Here is a 20498-nt window from a genome sequence, read left to right as displayed (position 1 = left end):
GTCTTACTGAACGATAGGTAAGCGATACCCTTGGTTCATGGCGAGACCCTCGGATACCAAGATCCGCATCCAGGCGACGGCACGTGAGCTCTTCCTCGAACAGGGCGTGCAGAACACCAGCCTCAAGCAGATCTCCGACCGGCTCGGCATCACGAAACCGGCTCTCTACTACCACTTCTCCTCGCGGGAGGAGCTGGTCAGGAGCATCCTGCAGCCCGTCGTGGCCGAGCTTGAGGCGTTTGTCGCCGGACGCGAGCCAGGGGAGGGGCGGCGGCTGCTTGAGGACTACTTCGATCTCATCTGGCACTACCGCGAGGAGATCGCGATGGTCCTGCACGCGCCGACCGTGCTCGTCGAGCTGGACCTGGTCGACCGGATGTGGCTCTGGCGTAAGGAGCTGACCACGCTCCTGCTCGGCCCGGCCCCCTCCGACGCCGCGCGGATCCGCGCCACCGTGGCGTTCGGCGGCATGTCCGACTGCGTGGTCGAGCACGCCGACCTTCCCAGGGACGTGGTCAAGGCCGCCGCCGTCGACGCCGCGTTGGCCGCCCTCGGTCCGCTCGGCCGTACGGACCCCTGAGGATCACTGAAAGGTGCTGGTTGGGCACCTAAAGTTACCGTATACCCTCCTTCGTACGAGTATGGGTGGTGCGCGGATGGGGGCCGGTATCCGTTCTCCCAGACGGCCGCATGGAATGTTGTGGGGTTCCTCCATGCGCCGCCCGGCACCTCCTGGTGTGGGATCGATCTCATGACAGATGAAGGGAAGACGGTGTCACAGGAGGAAGGGACGGCGGGCTCCTCGCCGGGCCGGGGCTTCTCCACCGGAGATCTGGCCAGGGTCAGCGTGTTCGCCGCGCTGATCGCCGTGCTCGGGCTGCCCGGCGCGCTGAACGTCTTCGGCAACGCGGTGCCCATCACCCTGCAGACGTTCGGCGTCATGCTCGCCGGGGCGATCCTGGGCACCTGGCGGGCCGGACTCGCCGTCGCGGTCCTCCTGGCGCTCGTCGCGGCGGGACTTCCGCTGCTGGCCGGTGGCCGGGGCGGACTCGGCGTCTTCGTCGCGCCCTCTGCGGGGTTCCTGATCGGCTGGCTGCCGGGCGCGATGCTGACCGGCTGGATCGTCGAACGCGGCGGACGCACCCCGGGCATCGTCCGCCTGCTGGTCGCCTGCCTCGTCGGCGGCGTCGGGGTGGTCTACCTCGTCGGCATCCCCGTACAGGCCGCTGCCACCGGTGTCTCCCTGGGACACGCCGCGCTGCTCAGCCTCGCCTTCGTACCCGGCGACCTGATCAAGGTGGTGCTCGCCTCCCTGGTGGTCAGGGGGACGCAGCGGGCCTACCCCGACGCCGTCCCCGCCGTGCGGCGCGAGCGGCTCAGGGCCGCGGGGAGGCGTTGACCCGCCCATGCCGGTGGCCCTGCAGGTGGCGCGACACGCCTCGGAGCACCCGCGCCGGATCGCGGTGCGCGCTCCCGGAGGCGACCTGAGCTACGCCGGGCTCGCGAGCAGGATGGAGGCCGCCGCCGAGACGCTGCGGGGCCGGGGGGTCGGCCACGGCGCGCTGGCGGCGCTCAGCCTGGCCGACCCGGCCGACCTGCTCGTCGCCGTGCTCGCCGCCGACCTGGCCGGTGCGACCCCGCTGATCTGCGACCCCACCTGGGATCCGGTACGGCGCGAGCGGATCATGGAGGCGGTCCCGGTTGACGTTCGCGTCGAGATCCCGCTGGTCCGGGAGCGGATCACGGTGGTGGCTCCGGACGGTATCCGAACCCCACCGGCCCGGGATCCGGTACGGCGTGGGCGGATCGTGGAGGCGGTCCCGCCTGACGTCGACATCGAGATCCCGCTGGTCCGGGAGCGGATCACGGTGGTGGCTCCGGACGGTATCCGAACCCCACCGGCCCGGGGCCCGGGACGACATGAGCGGATCGTGGCGGCCGAGCCCGTCTCCGTCCCGGTTCCGGCGGCCTCGCCGTCTGACCGGGCGTGGGCCTGCTTCAGTTCGGGCAGCACCGGCAGGCCACGCGCCGTGGTGCGTACCCGCGCGTCGTGGACGGGGTCGTTCCCGCACCTGAGCACGCTCGCCGGGATCGGCCCCGGTGACGTCGTGCTGGTCCCCGGCCCCTTGACCTCCTCCCTGTACGGCTTCGCGGCCGTGCACGCCCTGGCCGTCGGCGCCACGGCGGTCGTCCCCGGGCGCTGGTCGACCGTGGAACTGGCCGCCCACCTGGACGAGGCGACCGCGATCCACGTGGTGCCGCACCGGCTGCCCGCCGTACTCGACCTCCTGGAAGGGCGGCGGGGAAGGCTGCGCACGGCGGTCGTCGGCGGGGCGGCGCTGGGCGCGGACGCCCGCGAACGGGCGGCGAGGGCCGGGGTCGACGTGCTGGCCTACTACGGCGCGACCGAGCTGTCGTTCGTCGCGGCCGACACCGACGGGCGGGGGCTGCGACCCTTCCCCGAGGTGGAGATCCAGGTCAGGGCCGCGCCGGGGCAGCCGTTCGGCGAGGTGTGGGCGCGCTCGCCCTGGCTGGCCGAGGGCTATCTGGCGGGTGGGACGGGGCCGTTGCAGATCGATGGCGACGGCTGGGCGACGGTCGGCGACGTGGCGGAGCCGTACCGGACGGGGGAGGTGCTGCGGCTGCGCGGCCGGGGTGACGGTGCGATACAGACCGGCGGCGCGACCGTGGTGCCCGAGGACGTCGAAGAGGTCCTCAGAAAGGCGCCTGGCGTCGGTGACGTGGTGGTCGTCGGCTCGCCGCACCCGGAACTCGGCTCCGTGGCCACCGCGATCATCGAGGCGGACGGCCTCCGGCGCCCCTCGCGGGCGGCGCTTGAGGAGATCGCGCGTGGCGGTCTTGATGCCGCGCAGCGGCCGAGGCGCTGGTACACCGTCCGCAGCCTGCCGCGCACTCCCGTGGGCAAACCCGCACGCGGCCTGCTCGCCGCCCGTCTGGCCGGGGGCGACCCGGACATCAGGCGGCTCACCTGACATGAACCCGAACGAGACGAACCTGACCCTGAACGAACCCGGGCTGATCCAGGATGAGCCTGGCCTGGTCCAGGACAAGTCCAACATGAACCAGGGCGAGCCTGACCAGATCCGGGACAAGCTGGACCTGGTCTTGAACGGGCCTGACACGAACCAGGACGAGCCGGACCTGAGCCTGGACGACTCTGAGATGAGCCAGGACGAGCTGATCGGAGCCTGGATGAGCTGGGCCAAGGTCGGAGCGAGGCGGACCAGAGCCAGGACGAGCCTGACATGAGCCGGGATCCCTCCTCGCGGCCTGTCGTCGTCGCTGCCCGCCGTGGTCCCGTCGGCACCGCCTTCCACGCCTTCAAGGATCTGACGGTCGAGGCGCTGGCCGTCCCCGTCGTCGAGGCCGTCGCCCGGGACGTCGCCCCCCTCGGCCTGCCCGTCGAGGATGTCGTGCTCGGCAACTGCACCGGCCCCGGCGGCAACGTCGCGCGGATCTGCGCGCTGGCTGCGGGGCTGGGCCACGGCGTCCCCGGCGTCACCGTGGACAGGCAGTGCGGCAGCGGCCTGGCCGCGATCCTGCTCGCGGGGAACGCGGTAGCCGCGGGGGAGATGGACCTCGTCGTCGCCGGGGGCGTGGAGAGTGCCTCGACCGCCCCGCTGCGAACCCGTCGCGGGACGGGCGTGCCGTACGAGCGGGCGCCGTTCGTCCCCGAGGGGTGGCCCGATCCCGAGATGGGGCCCGCGGCCGAGGCGCTGGCCGCCGCGCGTGGTGTGAGCCGCGAACGCCAGGATGCCTACGCCCTGCTGAGCCACGCCAAGGCGCTGGCCGCGCGGGAGGCGGGCCGGTTCGCCCAGGAGATCGTCACGGTCGGCGGCAGGGACGACGACCAGTGGCCGCGCCCGCTGCGCGCCCGGTCGCTGGCCCGGCTGCCCGCCGCGTTCGTGCCCGGTGGCACGGTGACGGCGGGCAACTCCTCCCCGGTCAGCGACGGGGCGGCGGCCGTCGCCCTGGTGCCGGAGTCGCTGCGCGCCGAACTCGGGCTGCCGGGACTGCGGCTGCTGGCCGGTGCCGTGGTCGGCTGCGATCCCGCGCTTCCCGGGCTCGGGCCGGTGCCCGCGGTGCTGCGGGTGCTCGAACGCGGCGGGGCCGACCTCGCGCGGGTCGCGGCGGTGGAGATCGTCGAGGCGTTCGCGGCGCAGGTGCTCGCGGTGACCGACGCGCTCGGCCTCGATCCCCTCGGCGCGGACGCGGAGCGGGTCTGCGCAGACGGCGGCGCGCTCGCCCTCGGCCACCCGTGGGGCGCGACCGGTGCGGTGGTGGTCACCAGACTTTTCAGCAGGCTCGTACGGCGGGGCGCCCCCGCGGGGACACTGGGGCTGGCCACGGCCGCGGTCGGCGGCGGCCTGGGGGTCGCCGCGTTGTTCGAGGTGGTGTAGATGATCGAGATGGACGACGTCGGCGTGCGGTTCGGGGAGCGGGAGGTGCTGCGCGGCGTCACGGTCTCGCTGACCGAGCGCAGGATCGGCGTGGTCGGGGCCAACGGCTCGGGCAAGAGCACCCTCGCCCGCCTGGCCAACGGCCTGGCCCTGCCGTCCTCGGGACGCGTCACCGTCCTCGGGCTCGACACCCGGCGCGAGGCGGCCAGGATCAGGCGCCGCGTCGGGTTCCTGTTCAGTGACCCGGACGCGCAGATCGTCATGCCGACGGTCGCCGAGGACGTCGCCTTCTCCCTCAGGCGCAGGGGGCTGACGCGGCAGGAGACCGACCGGCGGGTGCGGGAGGTCCTGACGAGGTACGGCCTGGCCGGGCACGCCGACCATCCCGCGCACCACCTGTCCGGGGGTCAGAAGCAGTTGCTCGCCCTGTGTTCGGTCATGGTGCTCGACCCCGAGGTCCTGGTCATGGACGAGCCGACGACGCTGCTCGACCTGCGTCACTCCCGGCAGGTCGCCGAGTTGCTGCGTGAGCTGCCGCAGCAGGTCGTGGTGGTCACCCACGATCTTCCGCTGCTGTCCGGCTTCGACCGGGTGCTGGTGCTGGACGAGGGGCGGATCGTCGCCGACGACGAGCCGGAGGCGGCAGTCGGCCACTACAGGAAGCTCATGGCGTGAACGGCGTGAACGGGCTCACCGGAGCCTACGTCCCCGGCGGCTCGTTCCTGCACCGCATGCCCGCCGGGGCCAAACTCCTCGGCCTGGCCCTGTCGTGCACGGCGCTCGTGCTGCTGCGCCCGCCCCTGGCGCTGGCGGGGGCCGCGCTCGTCGTGGCGCTGCTGTACGCGCTGTCCGGGGTCGGCGCCGTGGCGGCCTGGGCGCAGATCAGGCCGGTCCGGTGGTTCGCCGTGGTGCTGTTCGCCATGCAGTACCTGTTGGACGGCTGGGCGGGGGCGCTGTCGTCCGTGCTCCGCGTCCTGCTCGCCGTCGCGCTGGCCGGGCTGGTCACGCTCACCACGCGCACCGCGGTCATGATGGACGTCCTGGAACGGCTGCTGGCCCCGGTCAGGTTCGTGGGCGTCGATCCCTTCCGCCTGTCGCTGCTGCTCTCGCTGACCCTGCGCAGTGTGCCGGTCGTCGCGGGGCTGGCCGCCAGGGTCAGGGAGGCGCAGCGCGCCAGGGGGACCGAGTGGAGCGTGCGGGCCTTCGCCGTACCGCTCGTGGTCAGTGCCCTGCGGCACGCCGACACCCTGGGCGAGGCCCTCAGCGCCAGGGGCCTGGACGACTGACCCCGCGAACCTCCCCGAAAGCGGAAAAATCCGCATTTGCTTCGGCTACCGTGTGAGCGATCTTGACGGTGATCACCACGCGACTGGAGGAGAACGTGGCCGAGGGCTTCCCTGACCGTGGCTTCAGGGCCTACTGGTCGGCGATCGGCGTCTCGCAGTTCGGCACCGCCGTCAGCATGGTCACGGTCCCGCTGATCGCCGTGCTGACCATCGGGGCCACGCCGGGACAGATGACCTGGCTGGTGGTGCTGGAGCTCGCGCCCGCGATGCTCGTCGGGATCCCCGCCGCCGCCTGGTCGGACACGCTGCACCGGCGGGTGCCGCTGCTCGTGGGCCTCAACGTCGTCCAGGCGGTGATCATGGGGACGATCCCGCTGCTGTGGTGGCTCGGACTGCTGACCTACCCGCCGTTGCTCGCCCTGGTCGCCCTCTCCTCGCTGGTCCGCGGCTTCCAGTCTGCGCTGTCCAGCCCGGTCCTGGTGCAGATCGTCCCCGGGGAGCACCTGGTCGACGCCAACGGAAAGACGAACGCGACCCGCAGCGTCGCCGACGTCGGCGGTCCCGCGGTCGGCGGAGCGCTGATGGCGGTCCTCGCCGCGCCCCTGGTCATCCTGGCCGACGCGTTGTCCTTCCTGCTCTCCGCGGCGCTGCTCACCCGGGTCAGGACACCGCCCGCCCCCGCGCGGGCCACACAGGAGAGGACACGCGGCACCTTCGGCGAGGTGGTACGGCTGGCCCGCGTCCTCGGTCAGCGCTCCGGCGTGCAGGCGCTGGTCGCCCTGACCTTCGCCCAGGGGATCATGCAGCCGATCCTCGCGCTGTTCCTGGTGCGGGAGCTCCACCTGGGGCCGACGTCGATCGGCCTGCTCCTCAGCCTGGGCGCGGTCGGCGGGATCGGCGGGGGGCTCCTGGTCGGCAGGGTCATCGGCCGCCACGGCCCGGGGCGGACGCTGGCGCTCGGCACCCTCGTCTCCGTGTGCTCCCTGCTCGCGCTGCCGTTCTCCGCCCCCGGCCTCTCCGGGGCCGCCGCGGTCGTCCTGTTCGAGCTCGCGAGCAGCCTCGGCGGCACCGTCATGGTCGCCACGGTCTTCGGGACCCTGCAGAGCGCCGTCAGGGACGGGGAGGTGGCCAAGGTGATGGCGCTGGCGGGCACCTTCCTCCAGGTCGGCGGTCTGGCGGGCTCCTTCGCCGGGGGAGTGCTGGCCACGGTGTTCGGCCTGCGTGTCACCACGGCGGTGGCCGCGGCCCTGATGCTCGTGCTCCTGCTGCCCCAGGTCGTCCGCTGGTACGCGGCCCGGTGGGAGATCGACGCGGTGAGCCTACGGCCCCACTCCGAGGTGGGGCCGTAGGGGCGTCACCCGATCTCGACGGGCATCACCGAGGCGACACCGCGTTCGACGCGCTCCGCGTCACCGAGCAGCACCGCCGTGGCCCGTCCCGGCCCCAGATAGGTCGAGGCGACCCGGTGCACGTCCTCGACCGTGGCCGCCGCGAGCCGTTCGACACGCAGCGCCAGGTGGTCGAGCCGCAGGCCGAAGCCCGCGAGCGTCCCGGCGAACCTGGCGAGGCCCGCCTGGGTGGCCGTGGCGACCATGATGCCGCCGATGGCGTAGCGCCGCGCCTGCTCGACCTCCTCGGGCTCCGGGGGCAGCGTGGCGATCCTGCCCAGCTCGTAGAGGGTCTCCACCAGCGCGGGGGCCGTCACCTCGGTGGCGACGTCGGCGGCGATCATCACGGCCGAACCGCCGAGCGAGTGGTCGACAACCGAGCCGGGGCCGTAGGAGTAACCCTTGTCCTCGCGGAGGTTCTCCGTCCACCGGGAGGAGAAGTAACCGCCGAAGACCAGGTTGGCCAGCTGCATGGCGGCGCTGTCCGGGTGGTCACGGCCGGGGGCGGGCAGCGCGAACCGCAGCGACGACTGGAGCGTGCCCGGCCGGTCGACCAGCAGCAGCGGACCCGGCGTCGGCGACGGGGCGGGCGGCATCGTGACCTTCCGCCCGCTGCCCGTCCACCGTCCGAGCCTGCGCCCGGCCAGCTCGATGGCCTCCTCCGGGTCCAGGTCGCCGACCAGCACCAGGGCGGCGCCGTCGGGACGCATCCGCCGTTCGTGCAGGTCACGCACCCGCTCGGCCTCGACCGCGCCCACCCGCTCCGGGTCGGGTGTCTCGACCGCGTACGGATGGTCGCCGTAGACCCGGCGCAGCAGCGCGGTCCTGGCCAGCGTCGGCGGCTGGCTCAGCGAGACCCGGAACCGGTCGGCGAGCCTGTCCCGCTCGACGGAGAACTCCCGGTCGGGGTAGCGGGCGTCGCAGAGCGCGTCCGCGAGCACCTCAAGCAGCCGGTCGAGACCGGAGGCCAGGCAGTCCCCGTTGATCAGCCACCGGTCGGGGCTCGCCCCGCAGTTGAGGCTGCCGCCGACGGCCTGCGTCTCCTCGGCGATCCCGGTCGCCGAGCGGGTCCCGGTGCCGGAGAACAGCGTCTGCGCCAGCAGGGCGCCCTCGGCGATGTCCACCTCCGCCATCGGCACCCACAGCCGCGCCTCGACCAGGGGAGTCGTCCGGCGGGCGATCGCGATCACGGTCAGCCCCGAGGGCAGCACAGCCTCCGCCTGCCGCGGCAGGACGAGGGGAGCGGCGGGCTCAAGATCGGGCAGCGGCCGTACGGCGGAGGCGCTCATCGGTCCCTCCCCGCGACGACCTCGACGGAGGCGCGCCGGTGCGGCCGCAGGGTGGCGGCGGCCGCGCCGACCTGCTCGGCGGTCACCGAGGCCAGCAGCGCGGGCAGCTCGTTGAGCAGCGCCGGTTCGCCACGCTGCAGTTCCAGTACGGCCAGCCGCGTCGCCCTGTCGATCATCGTGTCCCCCTCGCGCAGCAGCAGAGCAGTCATCCGCGCCTGGACGCGCGACAGCTCCTCGGCGGAGGGACCCTCGGCGGCCAGCCGTTCAGTCTCCTCCCCGATGACGCCGAGCACGCGCTCGGCGGACCCTCCGGCGGGCAGGTTGGCCTGCAGCAGCAGCGCCGTGGGGTCGAGGACGTCGAAGGGATCGCCCATGAACCCGACGTAGCCGCTGACCCCGGTCGCCAGGCGCTCCTCAAGCACGAGCCGCGAGACCAGGCGCGAGGAGGCGCCGTCGGTGAGCACCTCGGACAGCACCACGTACGGCAGGTAGCCCGTCAGGTCCGCGACCGGGTCGGGCACCCGCCACGCCGCCGCGACCGCGGGGGTCGGCGCCGCCGCGTCCACGTAGGAGTGGTGCCGGGCCTCGACGAGGTCGGGTTCGGCCAGGACGGGCGCCGACGGGGCCGGACGCGCCGGGACGTCGCCGAACTGCCGCTCGACGAGCTTCCTCGCCTGTTCGACGGAGAAGCCGCCCGCGACGCACAGCACGGCGTTCCCGCAGGCGTAGTACCGGTCGAAGAACTCCTCGGCGTCCTCCACCCCGGCCGCGTCAAGATCGGTGAAGGAGCCGTAGCCGTCGTGCGCGTTGGGGAAGGTGTCGAACATCACCGGGGGGAGCCTCAGCCACGGGAAACCGCCGAAGGGGCGGTTGAGGACGTTGACCCGGATCTCCTCCTTGACCACGTCCACCTGGTTGCGCAGGGTCTCCGGGGTGATGCGCGGCGCGCGCATGCGGTCGGCCTCAAGGAACAGCACCCGTTCGAGCGCGTTGGCGGGGACCGTCTGGATGTATCTCGTGTAGTCCAGGTGTGTCGAGCCGTTGAAGGTGCCCCCGGCGCCCTGGACGTGCCGGAAGTGCGCGAACTTCTCCAGGTTCGCCGACCCCTGGAACATGAGGTGCTCGAAGAGGTGGGCGAAGCCGGTACGGCCCTGCGGCTCGGCCCGGATGCCCACGCCGTACACGACGGCGACCCCGGTCACGGGGCAGTCGGGTTCCGGGGCGAGCACGACCCGCAGCCCGTTGTCCAGGGTGAACCGCTCGATCCGGTAACCGGTGCGGGGCGGCTGGGTCGGGTGGGTGAGGTGTGACGTTGGCATTCGCGGCTACCCCCCGACCCCGAGCGGGTGCTCGAAGAGGGGGATCCGGCCGTTCTGGCCGATCGGTTCTCCCGCTGACATGGTGTCCTTCCGTGATCGCCGGGGCAGATGCCCCCAGTCTTCCCAGTCGGAGCCCGGTGCGGAAGTGGGTCCCAAACGACGCCCGATTTGTCCCATTTATGGGGATTTATGGGAAATGTGTAAGACTGGCGAGGATGAGGGCCGTCCACGGCGGCGAGGTAACATCCGCAGATGGTCGGCGTGTGAGGAAAGAAGGTCCGATGGTCAGGAAGGCTCCGAAGAAGGACGTCACCGAGGAAGGCCTGGAGGTCGGCCCGCCCAAGGAGTGGGCGGCGGGCATCCCCGGCGTGACCCGGTCGCTGCTGACGTCCTACGCGCAGATGGGCGCGGGCCGTACGCTCCTGACACTGGCCAGGGTCAATCAGAAGGACGGCTTCGACTGCCCCGGCTGCGCCTGGCCGGAGGGCGATCACCGCAGCCCGGCGGAGTTCTGCGAGAACGGCGCCAAGGCGGTCGCCGAGGAGGCCACGACCCGCAGGGTCACCCGCGACTTCTTCGCCGCCCACCGGATCGGCGACCTGGCCGGGCACACCGACTACTGGCTGGGCCAGCAGGGACGGCTCACCGAGCCGATGTACAAGCCCGAGGGCGCCGACCACTACGAGCCGATCACCTGGGAGCGGGCCCTCGGCGTCGTCGCCGAGGAGCTGCGCGCACTCGACGACCCCGACGAGGCGGTCTTCTACACCTCGGGGCGCACCTCGAACGAGGCGGCCTTCGTCTACCAGCTCCTCGTGCGTCGCTTCGGCACCAACAACCTCCCCGACTGCTCCAACATGTGCCACGAGTCGAGCGGCTCCGCCCTCACCCAGACCCTGGGCATCGGCAAGGGCACGGTCTCGCTTGAGGACCTGCACCGCGCCGACCTCGTCTTCGTGGTCGGCCAGAACCCCGGAACCAACCACCCGCGCATGCTGTCGGCGCTGGAACGCGCCAAGCGGAACGGGGCCAGGATCGTCGCGGTCAACCCGCTGCCCGAGGCGGGACTGCTGCGCTTCAAGAACCCGCAGCGCCCCTCGGGCCTGGCCGGGCGCGGCACGCCGCTGGCCGACCGGTTCCTGCAGATCCGCCTCAACGGCGACCTGGCGCTGTTCAAGGCGCTGTCCAGGCTGCTGCTCGAAGCGGAGGACGCCGCCCCCGGCACGGTCGTCGACCACGCCTTCGTCCAGGAGCACACCCACGGCTACGAGGAGTGGGCGGCCGACACCCGCGCCCTCGACTGGGCGGAGGTCGAGGAGGCGACCGGCCTCGACCGCGGCGCCGTCGAGGAGACCGCCCGTGACGTGCTCGCCGCCAAGTCGGTGATCGTCTGCTGGGCGATGGGCCTCACCCAGCACAGGAACTCCGTCGCCACCATCAGGGAGGTCGTCAACTTCCTGCTGCTGCGCGGCAACGTCGGCCGCCCCGGGGCGGGGGTCTGCCCGGTCAGGGGCCACTCCAACGTCCAGGGCGACCGGACCATGGGCATCTACGAGAAGCCCTCCGCGGCCTTCCTCGACGCGCTCGGCGGGGAGTTCGGCTTCGAGCCGCCCCGCCACCACGGCCTGGACACCGTCGAGGCGATCAGGGCGCTGCGCGCGGGCCAGGCGAAGGTGTTCTTCGCGATGGGCGGCAACTTCGTGGCCGCGACCCCGGACACCGAGGTGACCGAGGCCGCGCTGCGCCGCGCCAGGCTGACCGTGCAGGTCTCCACCAAGCTGAACCGCTCCCACGCCGTCTGCGGCGAGCGCGCGCTGATCCTGCCGACGCTTGGCCGTACCGAACGCGACCGAGACCGGTTCGTCACGGTCGAGGACTCCATGGGCATGGTGCACGCCTCCCGGGGCAGGCTCAGGCCCGCCTCGCCCGACCTGCTGCCCGAGGTGGAGATCGTCTGCGGCCTGGCCCGCGAGCTCTTCGGGGACGACCCGTACGTGCCCTGGAAGGAGTTCGAGACCGACTACGACGCGATCAGGGACCGCATCGCGCGGGTCGTGCCCGGTTTCGACGACTTCAACGCCAGGGTCCGCGCCCCCGGCGGGTTCGCGCTGCCCAACGCGCCCCGTGACGAGCGGCGCTTCCCGACCGCCACCGGCCTGGCCACCTTCACCGTCAACCCGCTTGAGGTGCTGCGGGTCCCCGAGGGGCGGCTGCTGCTGCAGACGGTCCGCAGCCACGACCAGTACAACACCACCATCTACGGCATGGACGACCGCTACCGGGGGGTGAGCAACGGGCGCAGGGTCGTCTTCGTCAACCCGGACGACCTGGCCGAACGCGGCCTGGCGGACGGCGAGACGGTCGACCTGGTCAGCGAGTGGCCGGACGGCGAGCGCAGGGCCGAGCGGTTCCGCGTCATCGCCTACCCGACCGCGCGGGGGTGCTGCGCGGCCTACTTCCCCGAGACCAACGTGCTCGTGCCGCTCGACTCCGTCGCCGAGACCTCCAACACCCCGACCTCCAAGAGCGTGGTCGTCAGGCTCGTGCGGCCCGAGTGAGCACCGGGCGGCGGACGTGGACCGCCTCCCCCGGGTGGAGCATGCGGAACAGCGGCATGGCGTTGTGCAACGGCACGCGCACACACCCGTGGGAGGCGGCGTGGCGTGGCACGAGCGTCGAGCCGTGCACGGCGATGCCGCCGTTGAAGTAGACCGGGTAGTACATCGCCCCCAGGGGGCCTGACGACCAGCCGCGCACCTTCTCGCCGACCCTGAAGTCGCCGGGCGGCGTGTCGGCGAACCCGCAGTGCCCCCGGTCGCAGTAGGACTTCCGCGCCCCGGTCGAGACATGACTGACCAGTACGGCCTGGCCCGCCCGCCACACCGTGAGCAGCTGCCGGGTCAGGTCGATCTCGACCCGTGAGGAGTGTCCCCACGGCACCAGCGGCCGGATCCGCGCCGGTCTGGCCAGCGCCCGCCAGGTCGCCGCGTCCACCCGGTCGAGGGCGGGCAGCCCGTTGGCCTTCTGGAAGGCCCACACGGCCATGCGCAGGGCCGAGTCGTACTCGGGGCCGGGAGGACCGGGGGTGAACTTCAGCTCCCGCAGGCGCCTCTTCACCTCGCGGACCTCCTGCCTGAAGGTGCCGAAGCGCAGGGTTGGCTGGTGCTTCCCGGAAACGCCGGAGAAGGTGGTGGTGTCCGCGTGCGCCGGTCCCATGGACACGAGGGCGGTGAGCACGACCAGGAGACAGCGGGCGACGGTACGCATGGTTCACGCCTGTCCGTTGCCGGGAGCGGATGGTCCCGGATGATCTTCCCGCAACGGTATGGGGTTGACGGGCTTCTTCGATGGTTGTTCATGGCGGTGTGACGCCGTGGGCCCCGGCCGACGGGAGACCGTCAGCCGGGGCCCGTGGATCCTCGTGGCCTACGACACGGTGCGGGAGGTCATCATGCGCAGGAGCGGACGCTTCTCACGAATCTTCCTGGGTCCCCAGTCACGGCACACCGGCCGGTGGCAGCCGAACCAGTGGCGGCCGCCGTCGAAGTGGTGCCGGTTGTGGGTCCACACCTTCCCGGCCTGGCCACCCTTGCCACCCTCGACCGAGGACTTGGTCGGCCGCGGCGTCGGAGTGGGAGTCGGGGTCGGCGTCGGAGTCGGAGTCGGAGTCGGGGTGGGCGTGGGAGTCGGGGTCGGGGTCGGGGTCGGGGTCGGGGTGGGAGTAGGCGTAGGAGTGGGTGTCGGCGTCGGGGTGGGCGTAGGAGTCGGGGTAGGTGTCGGCGTCGGGCCGCCGCAGTCCGGCAGGTCCCCGTTGAACGGGTAGGCGTGGATCTCGTAGCCGCCGGTCCCGGTATGCGTGAGAGAGCCGTTGACGAACAGCCGCCCGTTGAGGCTCGGCAGGCTCAGCGTCGTGGTGCTTGCCGGGTTGGCCACCAGGACGCTGCCCTGGAAGTTGCCGCTGCCCGCCAGGTTCACCGTCGTCGCGTCCGGGAAGTTCCACAGCGACCGCTCACGCAGCGCGTTCCACGGGTCCGCGTCGGCGAGGTCGCCGCTGAAGGTGTTGATCGTACGGCTGGCGCCCAGCATGTTGACCAGGACTGTCGCGTTGGCGGGAATGCCGTTGAACACGATGCCCTGCGCGGTGCCCCCGGGGCCGACCAGGTCGAAGTCGACGTTGAAGACCTGCAGCGCGGAGGTGCCGTCACCGGTGAACACGGTCTGGGTGCCCTCGTTGACCGCGGTCCCCGTCGGCGTGCTGGGCGGGGTGCCCGTCGAGTCGGCGTAGCACCGGCTGGCCGCCTGCAGCGCGGGAACGAAGTCGAGATAGGGGGTCGCCGCGTTGGGGTCCTGGACGAGGGTCCCGGTGACCGTGCCCGTCAGGGGACCCGCGTGCCGTACGACCCCGCCCTCGGCAAGGAGGCTCTGGCCCGGGGCGATCGTGACCGACCCGCCCGTGGTCAGGAAGTCCTGCCCGTCGGAGGGCGGCACGCGCGAGCCGACCCCCACGATGCCCACGTTGTAGGCGGGAGAGGCCTCGGCGTTCTTGTTCTGGTCGAAGTCACCGAGCACGACCACCCGGCCCTCGGACTCGGCCGCGAAGCCGCGGACCAGGTAGTCACCGCCGACGAAGGTGTTGACGGCGTTGTCGCGCCCCGCGAACGGCCCGTTGTTGACGGGCGGGAAGGGCGAGGGACAGTCGCCGGGCACACAGGGGCCCAGGCCGAAGGGCAGTGTCGCCGCAAGGACGGCGGGAAGCGCGACGACGCCACCCACCACGACGGCGAGGAGCCCGGCACCTCCCGTCAGCAGCGAAGGGCGGCCGAAAACCCGGCTTTTTCCGAGCCGTCGCATCTTTTGGAGCATGATCGATTCCTTTTTCTGAATGGGTCCTCCTCATCCTGTGTGAGCGCATGATCGTTTCTGGGTGGAAGACTCGCTGGTTGGGCACTGTTTGCGATCTACAGGGAAAAGCGGGGAGAAGATCAGCAAGCGACGGTCCCTCGGCCGGTCCGGGGGCTATGAGGATTTTGTGAGGGATCTGCCAGAGGGGGTTCCTAGATTCGTTCTCGCCTCACCACGAACAGAAAGACGAGGACGAATGGAGAAGATCATGTACGCCGTCAGCGCTGTCGAGCAGGGGGACGACGGAGTCCGCATCACCCGTGACGGCGTCCGCATCACCTGATACGAGCCGGGGAGGGGTGGACGGGGGTGTGCGCCCCTCCCCGGCTTCTGGTCGCGGCCAGGCGCAGCCGTACGGCGGCCGCCCGGTCGTCGTCGAGCTCGGCGAAGATCTCCGCGGCCTCCCGCCAGCGCGCCCGGGCCGCCTCGTGGTCGCCGGAGTCGCGCATGACCTCGCCGAGCAGCTCCAGGATCTCGGCCTCGTCAAGGCGGTCGTCGAACTCCCGCATCACTCCCAGCGCCCGCGACAGCAGGGCTGTCGCCTCGTCGTGACGGCCCAGCCCGGCGTTGGCGGTGCCCAGCACGCGCAGCGCCTCACCCTCGCGGTAACGGTCGCCAAGCTCGCCGTAGGTCTCCAGCGCCGCGGCCGCCCCGGCCAGCGCCTCGTGGTGGCGGCCCAGCTCGTTGTCGTTGCGGGCCAGGTCGTTGAGCGCCTCCGCCTCAAGACGCCGGTCGCCACTCCGTCTGGCGATCTCCAGCGCCCGGCCGTAGCACTCCGCAGAGTCGGCGAACCTGCCGAGCCTGAAGCAGGTGGCCCCCAGGTTGACCAGCACGTCCCCCTCAAGCCCCGGGTCCCCGATCCGCCGGGCGAGCGCCAGCGCCTCCTCGTAGTGCGCCACGGCCTCCTTCGGCCTGCCCAGCAGCGCGCTGACCCACGCCAGGTGGTTGAGCGCGCATCCCTCCTCGTACGGCTCGCCCGCCCGCCTGCTCGCCTCGGCCGCGACGCGGTAGACGGAGGCCCACGCCTCTCCCGGCACGTGCAGGTCGAGGAAGGAGCCCAGCAGCCGGGGAATCCGCCAGGCGGCGTCGTGCCGTTCCAGTGAGGCCGCGTGCCGCGCCGCCGCCATCAGGTTGGGCAGTTCCTCCTCGTACCAGCCGACCGCCTCCTCGGGGCCGCCGAACCTCGGCAGGCTCAGCTCAACCGGCACGGGCCCACGCTCGGGAGCCTGTACGGCGGGCGGCAGGTGTTCGGCGGCGGCGTGGGCCGCGTGCAGGTACCAGTCGAGCACCCGGCCGAGCGCCGCCGCCCGCTCCCGCCCGTCCTCACCCTCCCTGGCCCGTTCCGCCGCGTACTCGCGCAGCAGGTCGTGGAAGTCGTACCTCCCCGGGAAGCGGGACCTGAGCAGGTGGTCGGCGGTGAGCCGGTCGAGCAGCCGGGTGACCTCCGCGAGGTTCTCGCCCAGCAGCGCGGCCGCCGCCCCGGCGCTCACCTCCGGCCCGGGATGCAGGCCGAGCAGCCGGAACAGCCGTGCCGCGTCCCCGTCGAGCGCGCCGTACGTCCAGGAGAAGACCGTGCGCAGGTCGGTGTGGCCGCCGTCCCCGGCGTTCAGCGCCGAGAGCCGGGTCGCCTCGTCCCGCAGGTCCGCCACGAGCCTGCCGAGCGGTACGGCGGGGAAGCGCGCCGCCCGCTCGGCGAAGATGCGCAGCGCCAGCGGAAGGCGGGCGCAGCGCTCGACGGCCTCCGTGACCGCCTCGGGGGCGGCGGCGACCCGGTCGTGGCCGAGCACCCCGGCCAGCAGCTCCGTCGCCTCCTGCCCGGACATCTGGTCGAGGACGACGCGCCGCGCGCCGTACTCGACGACGAGGCCGCGTAGCTGGTTGCGGCTGGTGACCACGACCACGCCGCCGGAACCGGGGATCAGCGGGCGGACCTGGTCGCTGCTGCCCGCGTTGTCGAGCATCAGGAGCGTCCGCCTGCCGCTCAGCAGCGTCCTGAACAGGGCGGAGCGCTCCTCGACACCGGTGGGGATCCTGCCCGCCGGGGTGCCGAGGGCCCGCAGCAGCGTCTCCAGCGCCTTGGCCGGATCGACGGGCGGCTCGGCACCGTAGCCGTGCAGGTCGAGATAGAGCTGCCCGTCGGGGAAGCGGTCGGCGATCCGGTGCGCCCAGTGGACGGCCAGGGCCGTCTTGCCCGACCCCGCGGTGCCCTGCAGCGAGACGATCCTCGGCCCGGAGGCGGGTGTGTCCTCCCCGAGCACCAGGTCGAGCGCGGCCAGCTCGGTCCTGCGACCGGCGAAGCCCGGCGTGTCCGGCCGTAGCTGCCGGGGGACGGGAACCTCCTCGCGCGGCGCGACGACGGGCGCCCTCGGCGGCGGGGTGAGCGGTTCGCCGGTCAGGATCGCCTGGTAGGCGGCACGCAGCGAGGGGGCGGGATCGACGCCGAGCTCCTCGGCCAGCAGCTCACGCAGCGAGTGGTAGGCCTGGATCGCCTCCGCGTGCCGCCCGCCACGGTGCAGCGCGAGCATCAGCAGCTCCCAGAACGGCTCCCGCAACGGGTGGGCGCGGGTCAGCTCGCGCAGCGTGGTGACCAGCTCGGCGTGCCGTCCGGTGCGCAGCCCGATCTCCAGGCGCTCCTCCTGCAGGCGCAGCCACTCCTCGGTGAGCGGCCCGACCTCCTGGTCGTGGAGCACGGCCGAGTCCACGTTGGACAGCGCAGGGCCCCGCCACAGCTCCGCCGCCTCCGACAGCGCCCGCGAGGCGGCCTCCAGGTCGCCCGTGGCGGCGGCCCGCCGTCCCGTCTCCGCCAGGGCGCGCAGCCGCAGCAGGTCGAGCGACCCGGCGTCCACCTCGGCCCGGTAACCGTCGGGGAGCGTACGGATGACCTCGCTCGCCCCGAGTTGCCGCCGCAGCCGGTTGACGTAGCTGTGCACGGTCGCCCGCGCCCTGGCGGGGTCGTCCGTCTCCTCCTCCCACAGCCAGGAGACCAGCCGGGAGACCGGGACCGTCTCGCCGGGACGCAGCAGCAGACCGGCCAGCACGACACGCAGCTTGTTGCCGCCGACCGGCACCTCCCGGCCCTCGGAGAGCACGGTCAGCGGGCCAAGCACACGAAATCTCACACCATCACCTGTGACGCGGAACCGATGAGCCCGCCGTCCGGTCCTCAGACGGCGGAGGCGGCGCGCCACACGCTACCGCCGCTCGGCCCCACGTGCGTCCTCGTACGGCGGGCGGGCGGCTCAGGCGTCCCGGGCGAGCAGCTCCTTGAGCGCGTCGTCGATGAAGGCGGTGTCCACCGGGTTGAGGCCGCCACCCGCGAAGTGCCCCCACGCCCCCGGGATCACCCGCAGCTCGGCGGAGGGCATGTGGGCGACCTCCCACTCGTTGTCCTCGGGCGGGAAGTAGAGGTCCTGCTGGCCGGGCATGATGATCGCGGGCATCCTGATCGAGGCGAGCGCCTCCTCGGTGCCGCCGACCCCCGGCGTTCTGCCGATGTCGGCGTTCTGCCAGGTCCACAGCATGGTGAGCAGGTTGTTCGCGTCACGCTTGATGAACAGCCCCTCCCAGAAGCTCACGAGGAAGTCCTCAAGGGAGCCGTAGTCGAGCGGGTCACGCTCGTAGATCCTCTCCCGGTAGAACTGCTGGGAGAAGCCCCAGCCCGCGTAGACGCGCGCCAGCGCCCGCAGGCCGGTCCACGGCTCCTTGGTGTACCAGCCGTGCTTCCACGCGGCGTCGGCGGTGAGCGCGGCCTTGACGCCTTCCAGGAAGACGATGTTGTGCAGGCTGGTCCTGGCCGAGCCGCAGAAGGGCAGGATCCGCCGCACCATCTCGGGGTGGCTGACCGCCCACTGGTAGGTCTGGCCCGCGGCCATCGACCAGCCGGTGACCAGCTCCAGGCGCTCGATGCCGAAGACCTCGGTGACCAGGCGGTACTGCGCCTCGACGTTGTCGTACATCGTCACGTCGGGGAAGCGCGCCCTGTCGTGCGGCGCCGGGGTGTTGCTCGGCGACGACGACAGACCGTTTCCGAACATGTTCGGAATGATGATGAAATATCGCGACGGGTCCAGGGCCATGCCCTCGCCGATGAGCCACTCGTTGTCGTAGTGCTGGCCGGAGTACCACGTGGGGTAGACGATCGCGTTGCCCCTGTCGGCGTCGAGTTCGCCGTACGTCTTGTAGGCCAGTTTCGCGTCGGGCAGTGTCGTGCCGTTCTGCAGCCGTACGTTCCCCAGGTCGAACACGTCGTAGTCCATCGTGGCCTCCCTCGCCGACCCCCTCATGGTAACCACGACATTTCGGGCGGCCGGGCGGCGGGGGTGCCGCCTGACCTGCCATTTCGTGAATCCCTTACGCGGTGCCCGCCGTACGCCTGCCACGTCTGAGCAGCACGACGGTCAGCCCGACCAGGGACAGCGCCAGCGCCGAGGCGAGGACCGTCTCCCTGGAGGTGTGCCCGACCGGAACCGCCTTCGCCGTGCCGACGTCGTGCGGGAAGGTGATCGTCGCCTGGGCGGTGCGCCGTACCAGACCGCTCCTGAGCCGCACGACGGCCCGCCACGGACCGTCGGGCAGTTGGTGGCTGAGGGGGACGGCGACGGTCTCCGTCTGGCCGGGACCGAGCGTCGTGCCGAGCCTGGCGTCGAACGGCCCCGCGCTCATGCCGCCGGGACCGTCGGCCAGGCGCAGGTCACCGCTCAGGTCGAGGGCACGGCCCCCGGTGTTGTGGACCTGGGCCAGGATCGTGGGGGCGCCGCCCGCGACGCGCTGGGCGGTCAGCGTGTCGACGGTGAAGTCCGTCGGCGGGCCGCCTCCCCTGCCGATCGACAGGTACATCCGCACGCCGACCCGGCTGACCTCCCTGATCGTGCCCGGCGTCTGCCCGGCCGTCTCCGCCCAGACCACGGCGTAGCGCTCTCCGGCCGCGGCGTCGGCGGGCACGTCCACGGTCACGGTGGCCATCGCCCTGGAGTGCGGGGCCAGGCTCAGGGCGCGCGGGACGACGGAGGTCCAGCCGGTCAGCTCGTTTCCGGTACGGCCGGCGGCGAAGGTGAACGCGCCACGCCCGACGTCCGCGGCGGCCGGGTAGAGGCTGACCGGCATGGCGGCGCCGGTGGTGTTGGACACCTCGATCCTGCGGTGGATGACGGTGCCCGGTCTGAGGTGGTCGACGACATAGCGCCTGGCCCTCGGGTCGGCCCGGCTGCCGCTCGGGGCGTCGACGAGCCTGACGCCGATGCTGCCCGGGGCCGAGGGCGGCTGGGCCGTCGCGGGGACCTGCAGCAGGCCGCTGGCCGGAGCGAGCGCCCCGGCCAGCAGGGCCGGGGCGATGAGACGGCGGAACACGGTTGTCGCGGTGTCCGCTCAGGCCACGGAGTGGGTGATGGTGCCGGTGTAGGTGCCCGCGACGGCCGCGGCGGGCAGGGAGACGGTGATCGTCGGGTTCCAGGTCGCGGAGTTGTTGCCCGTGCCCGCGGCCAGCGAGTAGGCGGTGCGCGAGACCCCGAGCGTGCCGCCGAGACCCGGGGTGAACACCCCGAGCCCGGTGGTACTGGTGGCCAGCCCCGGCGCGTAGGAGACGTCCGAGGCGGCGATCGTCTCGGCGGCGCCGCCGCCCCCGGTGGTGAAGGAGGTCGAGATGACGCTCGCGGTCCACGCGGCGACCAGCGCGCCCCGCGCGTCGGTGACCGTGACCGAGCCGAGCTGACCGGAGACGTTCGCCGCACCCGTGCCCGCGCTGCCCAGGTTGGCGTTGGCGGGAGCGGTGATCGACAGGGCGCCGCCGGCGAGCGTGAAGGTGGTGATGGTGTCGACGGCGACGGCCGGTGGGGCCAGGGCCGCGACGAGGGCGGCGGACGCGGCCACCGCCAGGAGTGATCTGCGCATACGTGCT

Annotated in this window: 17 protein-coding genes; 9 read left to right on the top strand and 8 right to left on the bottom strand. The window is 72.5% G+C overall.

What is annotated here, in order from left to right:
- Positions 1-37 precede the first annotated feature (37 nt).
- The 8 genes from FHS44_RS11235 (at position 38) to FHS44_RS11200 (ending at position 7056) form a co-directional block, all read left to right on the top strand.
- The gene (locus FHS44_RS11235) at positions 38-580 is read left to right on the top strand and encodes a TetR/AcrR family transcriptional regulator (RefSeq protein ID WP_184713907.1); all 543 of its coding nucleotides are present in this window, start codon (positions 38-40) and stop codon (positions 578-580) included.
- A 192-nt stretch (positions 581-772) separates the two neighbouring features.
- Entirely contained in the window at positions 773-1399 is a 627-nt protein-coding gene (locus FHS44_RS11230) for a biotin transporter BioY (RefSeq protein ID WP_312863609.1), read from the top strand.
- A gap of 7 nt (positions 1400-1406) precedes the next feature.
- Entirely contained in the window at positions 1407-2993 is a 1587-nt protein-coding gene (locus tag FHS44_RS11225; protein ID WP_184713905.1) for an AMP-binding protein, read from the top strand.
- Position 2994: 1 nt separating this feature from the next.
- Positions 2995-3270, top strand: a complete 276-nt coding sequence (locus tag FHS44_RS11220; protein WP_184713904.1) for a hypothetical protein — start codon at positions 2995-2997, stop codon at positions 3268-3270.
- Entirely contained in the window at positions 3267-4421 is a 1155-nt protein-coding gene (locus FHS44_RS11215) for a thiolase family protein (RefSeq protein WP_184713903.1), read from the top strand. The genes FHS44_RS11220 and FHS44_RS11215 overlap by 4 nt, the downstream gene beginning before the upstream one ends.
- Complete coding sequence (locus tag FHS44_RS11210; RefSeq protein WP_184713902.1) at positions 4422-5096, top strand: energy-coupling factor ABC transporter ATP-binding protein; 675 nt, start codon at positions 4422-4424, stop codon at positions 5094-5096.
- Entirely contained in the window at positions 5093-5707 is a 615-nt protein-coding gene (locus tag FHS44_RS11205; protein ID WP_312863608.1) for an energy-coupling factor transporter transmembrane component T family protein, read from the top strand. Before FHS44_RS11210 ends, FHS44_RS11205 begins: the two co-directional genes overlap by 4 nt.
- Positions 5708-5775: 68 nt before the next feature.
- On the top strand, positions 5776-7056 hold the full coding sequence (locus FHS44_RS11200; protein WP_312863671.1) for an MFS transporter: 1281 nt from the start codon (positions 5776-5778) through the stop codon (positions 7054-7056).
- Positions 7057-7061: 5 nt separating this feature from the next.
- Here the strand turns inward: FHS44_RS11200 and FHS44_RS11195 are convergent, their stop codons facing one another.
- Positions 7062-8384 (bottom strand): M16 family metallopeptidase, encoded by a 1323-nt coding sequence (locus FHS44_RS11195; protein ID WP_184713900.1) that lies wholly within the window; start codon positions 8382-8384, stop codon positions 7062-7064.
- Entirely contained in the window at positions 8381-9703 is a 1323-nt protein-coding gene (locus FHS44_RS11190) for a M16 family metallopeptidase (protein ID WP_184713899.1), read from the bottom strand. Before FHS44_RS11190 ends, FHS44_RS11195 begins: the two co-directional genes overlap by 4 nt.
- A 281-nt stretch (positions 9704-9984) precedes the next feature.
- On the opposite strand from FHS44_RS11190, the gene FHS44_RS11185 reads away from it, so the two are divergent.
- Positions 9985-12261, top strand: coding sequence for an FdhF/YdeP family oxidoreductase (locus tag FHS44_RS11185; protein ID WP_184713898.1), 2277 nt, complete (start codon positions 9985-9987; stop codon positions 12259-12261).
- Here the strand turns inward: FHS44_RS11185 and FHS44_RS11180 are convergent.
- From FHS44_RS11180 to FHS44_RS11155, 6 genes are all read right to left on the bottom strand, one after another.
- Positions 12239-12970 carry a L,D-transpeptidase family protein gene (locus FHS44_RS11180; RefSeq protein WP_184713897.1) on the bottom strand — a complete coding sequence of 244 codons (732 nt, stop codon included), beginning with the start codon at positions 12968-12970 and terminating at the stop codon, positions 12239-12241. The genes FHS44_RS11185 and FHS44_RS11180 overlap by 23 nt on opposite strands.
- Before the next feature lie 159 nt (positions 12971-13129).
- Positions 13130-14566 carry a choice-of-anchor A family protein gene (locus FHS44_RS11175; RefSeq protein WP_221460656.1) on the bottom strand — a complete coding sequence of 479 codons (1437 nt, stop codon included), beginning with the start codon at positions 14564-14566 and terminating at the stop codon, positions 13130-13132.
- A gap of 314 nt (positions 14567-14880) precedes the next feature.
- Positions 14881-17724, bottom strand: a complete 2844-nt coding sequence (locus FHS44_RS11170; protein WP_184713896.1) for an AfsR/SARP family transcriptional regulator — start codon at positions 17722-17724, stop codon at positions 14881-14883.
- Between the two features lie 120 nt (positions 17725-17844).
- A complete protein-coding gene (locus FHS44_RS11165) occupies positions 17845-18861 on the bottom strand; it encodes an alpha/beta fold hydrolase (protein ID WP_184713895.1) in 1017 nt (338 codons plus the stop codon).
- Positions 18862-18955: 94 nt separating this feature from the next.
- Positions 18956-19951 (bottom strand): COG1361 family protein, encoded by a 996-nt coding sequence (locus FHS44_RS11160; RefSeq protein WP_184713894.1) that lies wholly within the window; start codon positions 19949-19951, stop codon positions 18956-18958.
- 18 nt (positions 19952-19969) lie between these two features.
- The gene (locus tag FHS44_RS11155; protein ID WP_184713893.1) at positions 19970-20491 is read right to left on the bottom strand and encodes a hypothetical protein; all 522 of its coding nucleotides are present in this window, start codon (positions 20489-20491) and stop codon (positions 19970-19972) included.
- Positions 20492-20498: the final 7 nt, after the last annotated feature.

Origin of the sequence: Streptosporangium saharense (assembly GCF_014203715.1) — a bacterium.
Taxonomy (GTDB): Bacteria; Actinomycetota; Actinomycetes; order Streptosporangiales; family Streptosporangiaceae; genus Streptosporangium; species Streptosporangium saharense.
Note: the sequence above shows the minus strand (reverse complement) of the source record. Positions and strands in the feature narration are given on the sequence as shown.

Coding starts and splice junctions, on each gene's coding strand:
- FHS44_RS11195 (WP_184713900.1), bottom strand. CDS start 8,384: ATGAGCGCCTCCGCCGTACGGCCGCTGCCCGATCTTGAGCCCGCCGCT.
- FHS44_RS11210 (WP_184713902.1), top strand. CDS start 4,422: ATGATCGAGATGGACGACGTCGGCGTGCGGTTCGGGGAGCGGGAGGTG.
- FHS44_RS11225 (WP_184713905.1), top strand. CDS start 1,407: ATGCCGGTGGCCCTGCAGGTGGCGCGACACGCCTCGGAGCACCCGCGC.
- FHS44_RS11155 (WP_184713893.1), bottom strand. CDS start 20,491: ATGCGCAGATCACTCCTGGCGGTGGCCGCGTCCGCCGCCCTCGTCGCG.
- FHS44_RS11165 (WP_184713895.1), bottom strand. CDS start 18,861: ATGGACTACGACGTGTTCGACCTGGGGAACGTACGGCTGCAGAACGGC.
- FHS44_RS11215 (WP_184713903.1), top strand. CDS start 3,267: ATGAGCCGGGATCCCTCCTCGCGGCCTGTCGTCGTCGCTGCCCGCCGT.
- FHS44_RS11185 (WP_184713898.1), top strand. CDS start 9,985: ATGGTCAGGAAGGCTCCGAAGAAGGACGTCACCGAGGAAGGCCTGGAG.
- FHS44_RS11235 (WP_184713907.1), top strand. CDS start 38: ATGGCGAGACCCTCGGATACCAAGATCCGCATCCAGGCGACGGCACGT.
- FHS44_RS11190 (WP_184713899.1), bottom strand. CDS start 9,703: ATGCCAACGTCACACCTCACCCACCCGACCCAGCCGCCCCGCACCGGT.
- FHS44_RS11220 (WP_184713904.1), top strand. CDS start 2,995: ATGAACCCGAACGAGACGAACCTGACCCTGAACGAACCCGGGCTGATC.
- FHS44_RS11180 (WP_184713897.1), bottom strand. CDS start 12,970: ATGCGTACCGTCGCCCGCTGTCTCCTGGTCGTGCTCACCGCCCTCGTG.
- FHS44_RS11175 (WP_221460656.1), bottom strand. CDS start 14,566: ATGCTCCAAAAGATGCGACGGCTCGGAAAAAGCCGGGTTTTCGGCCGC.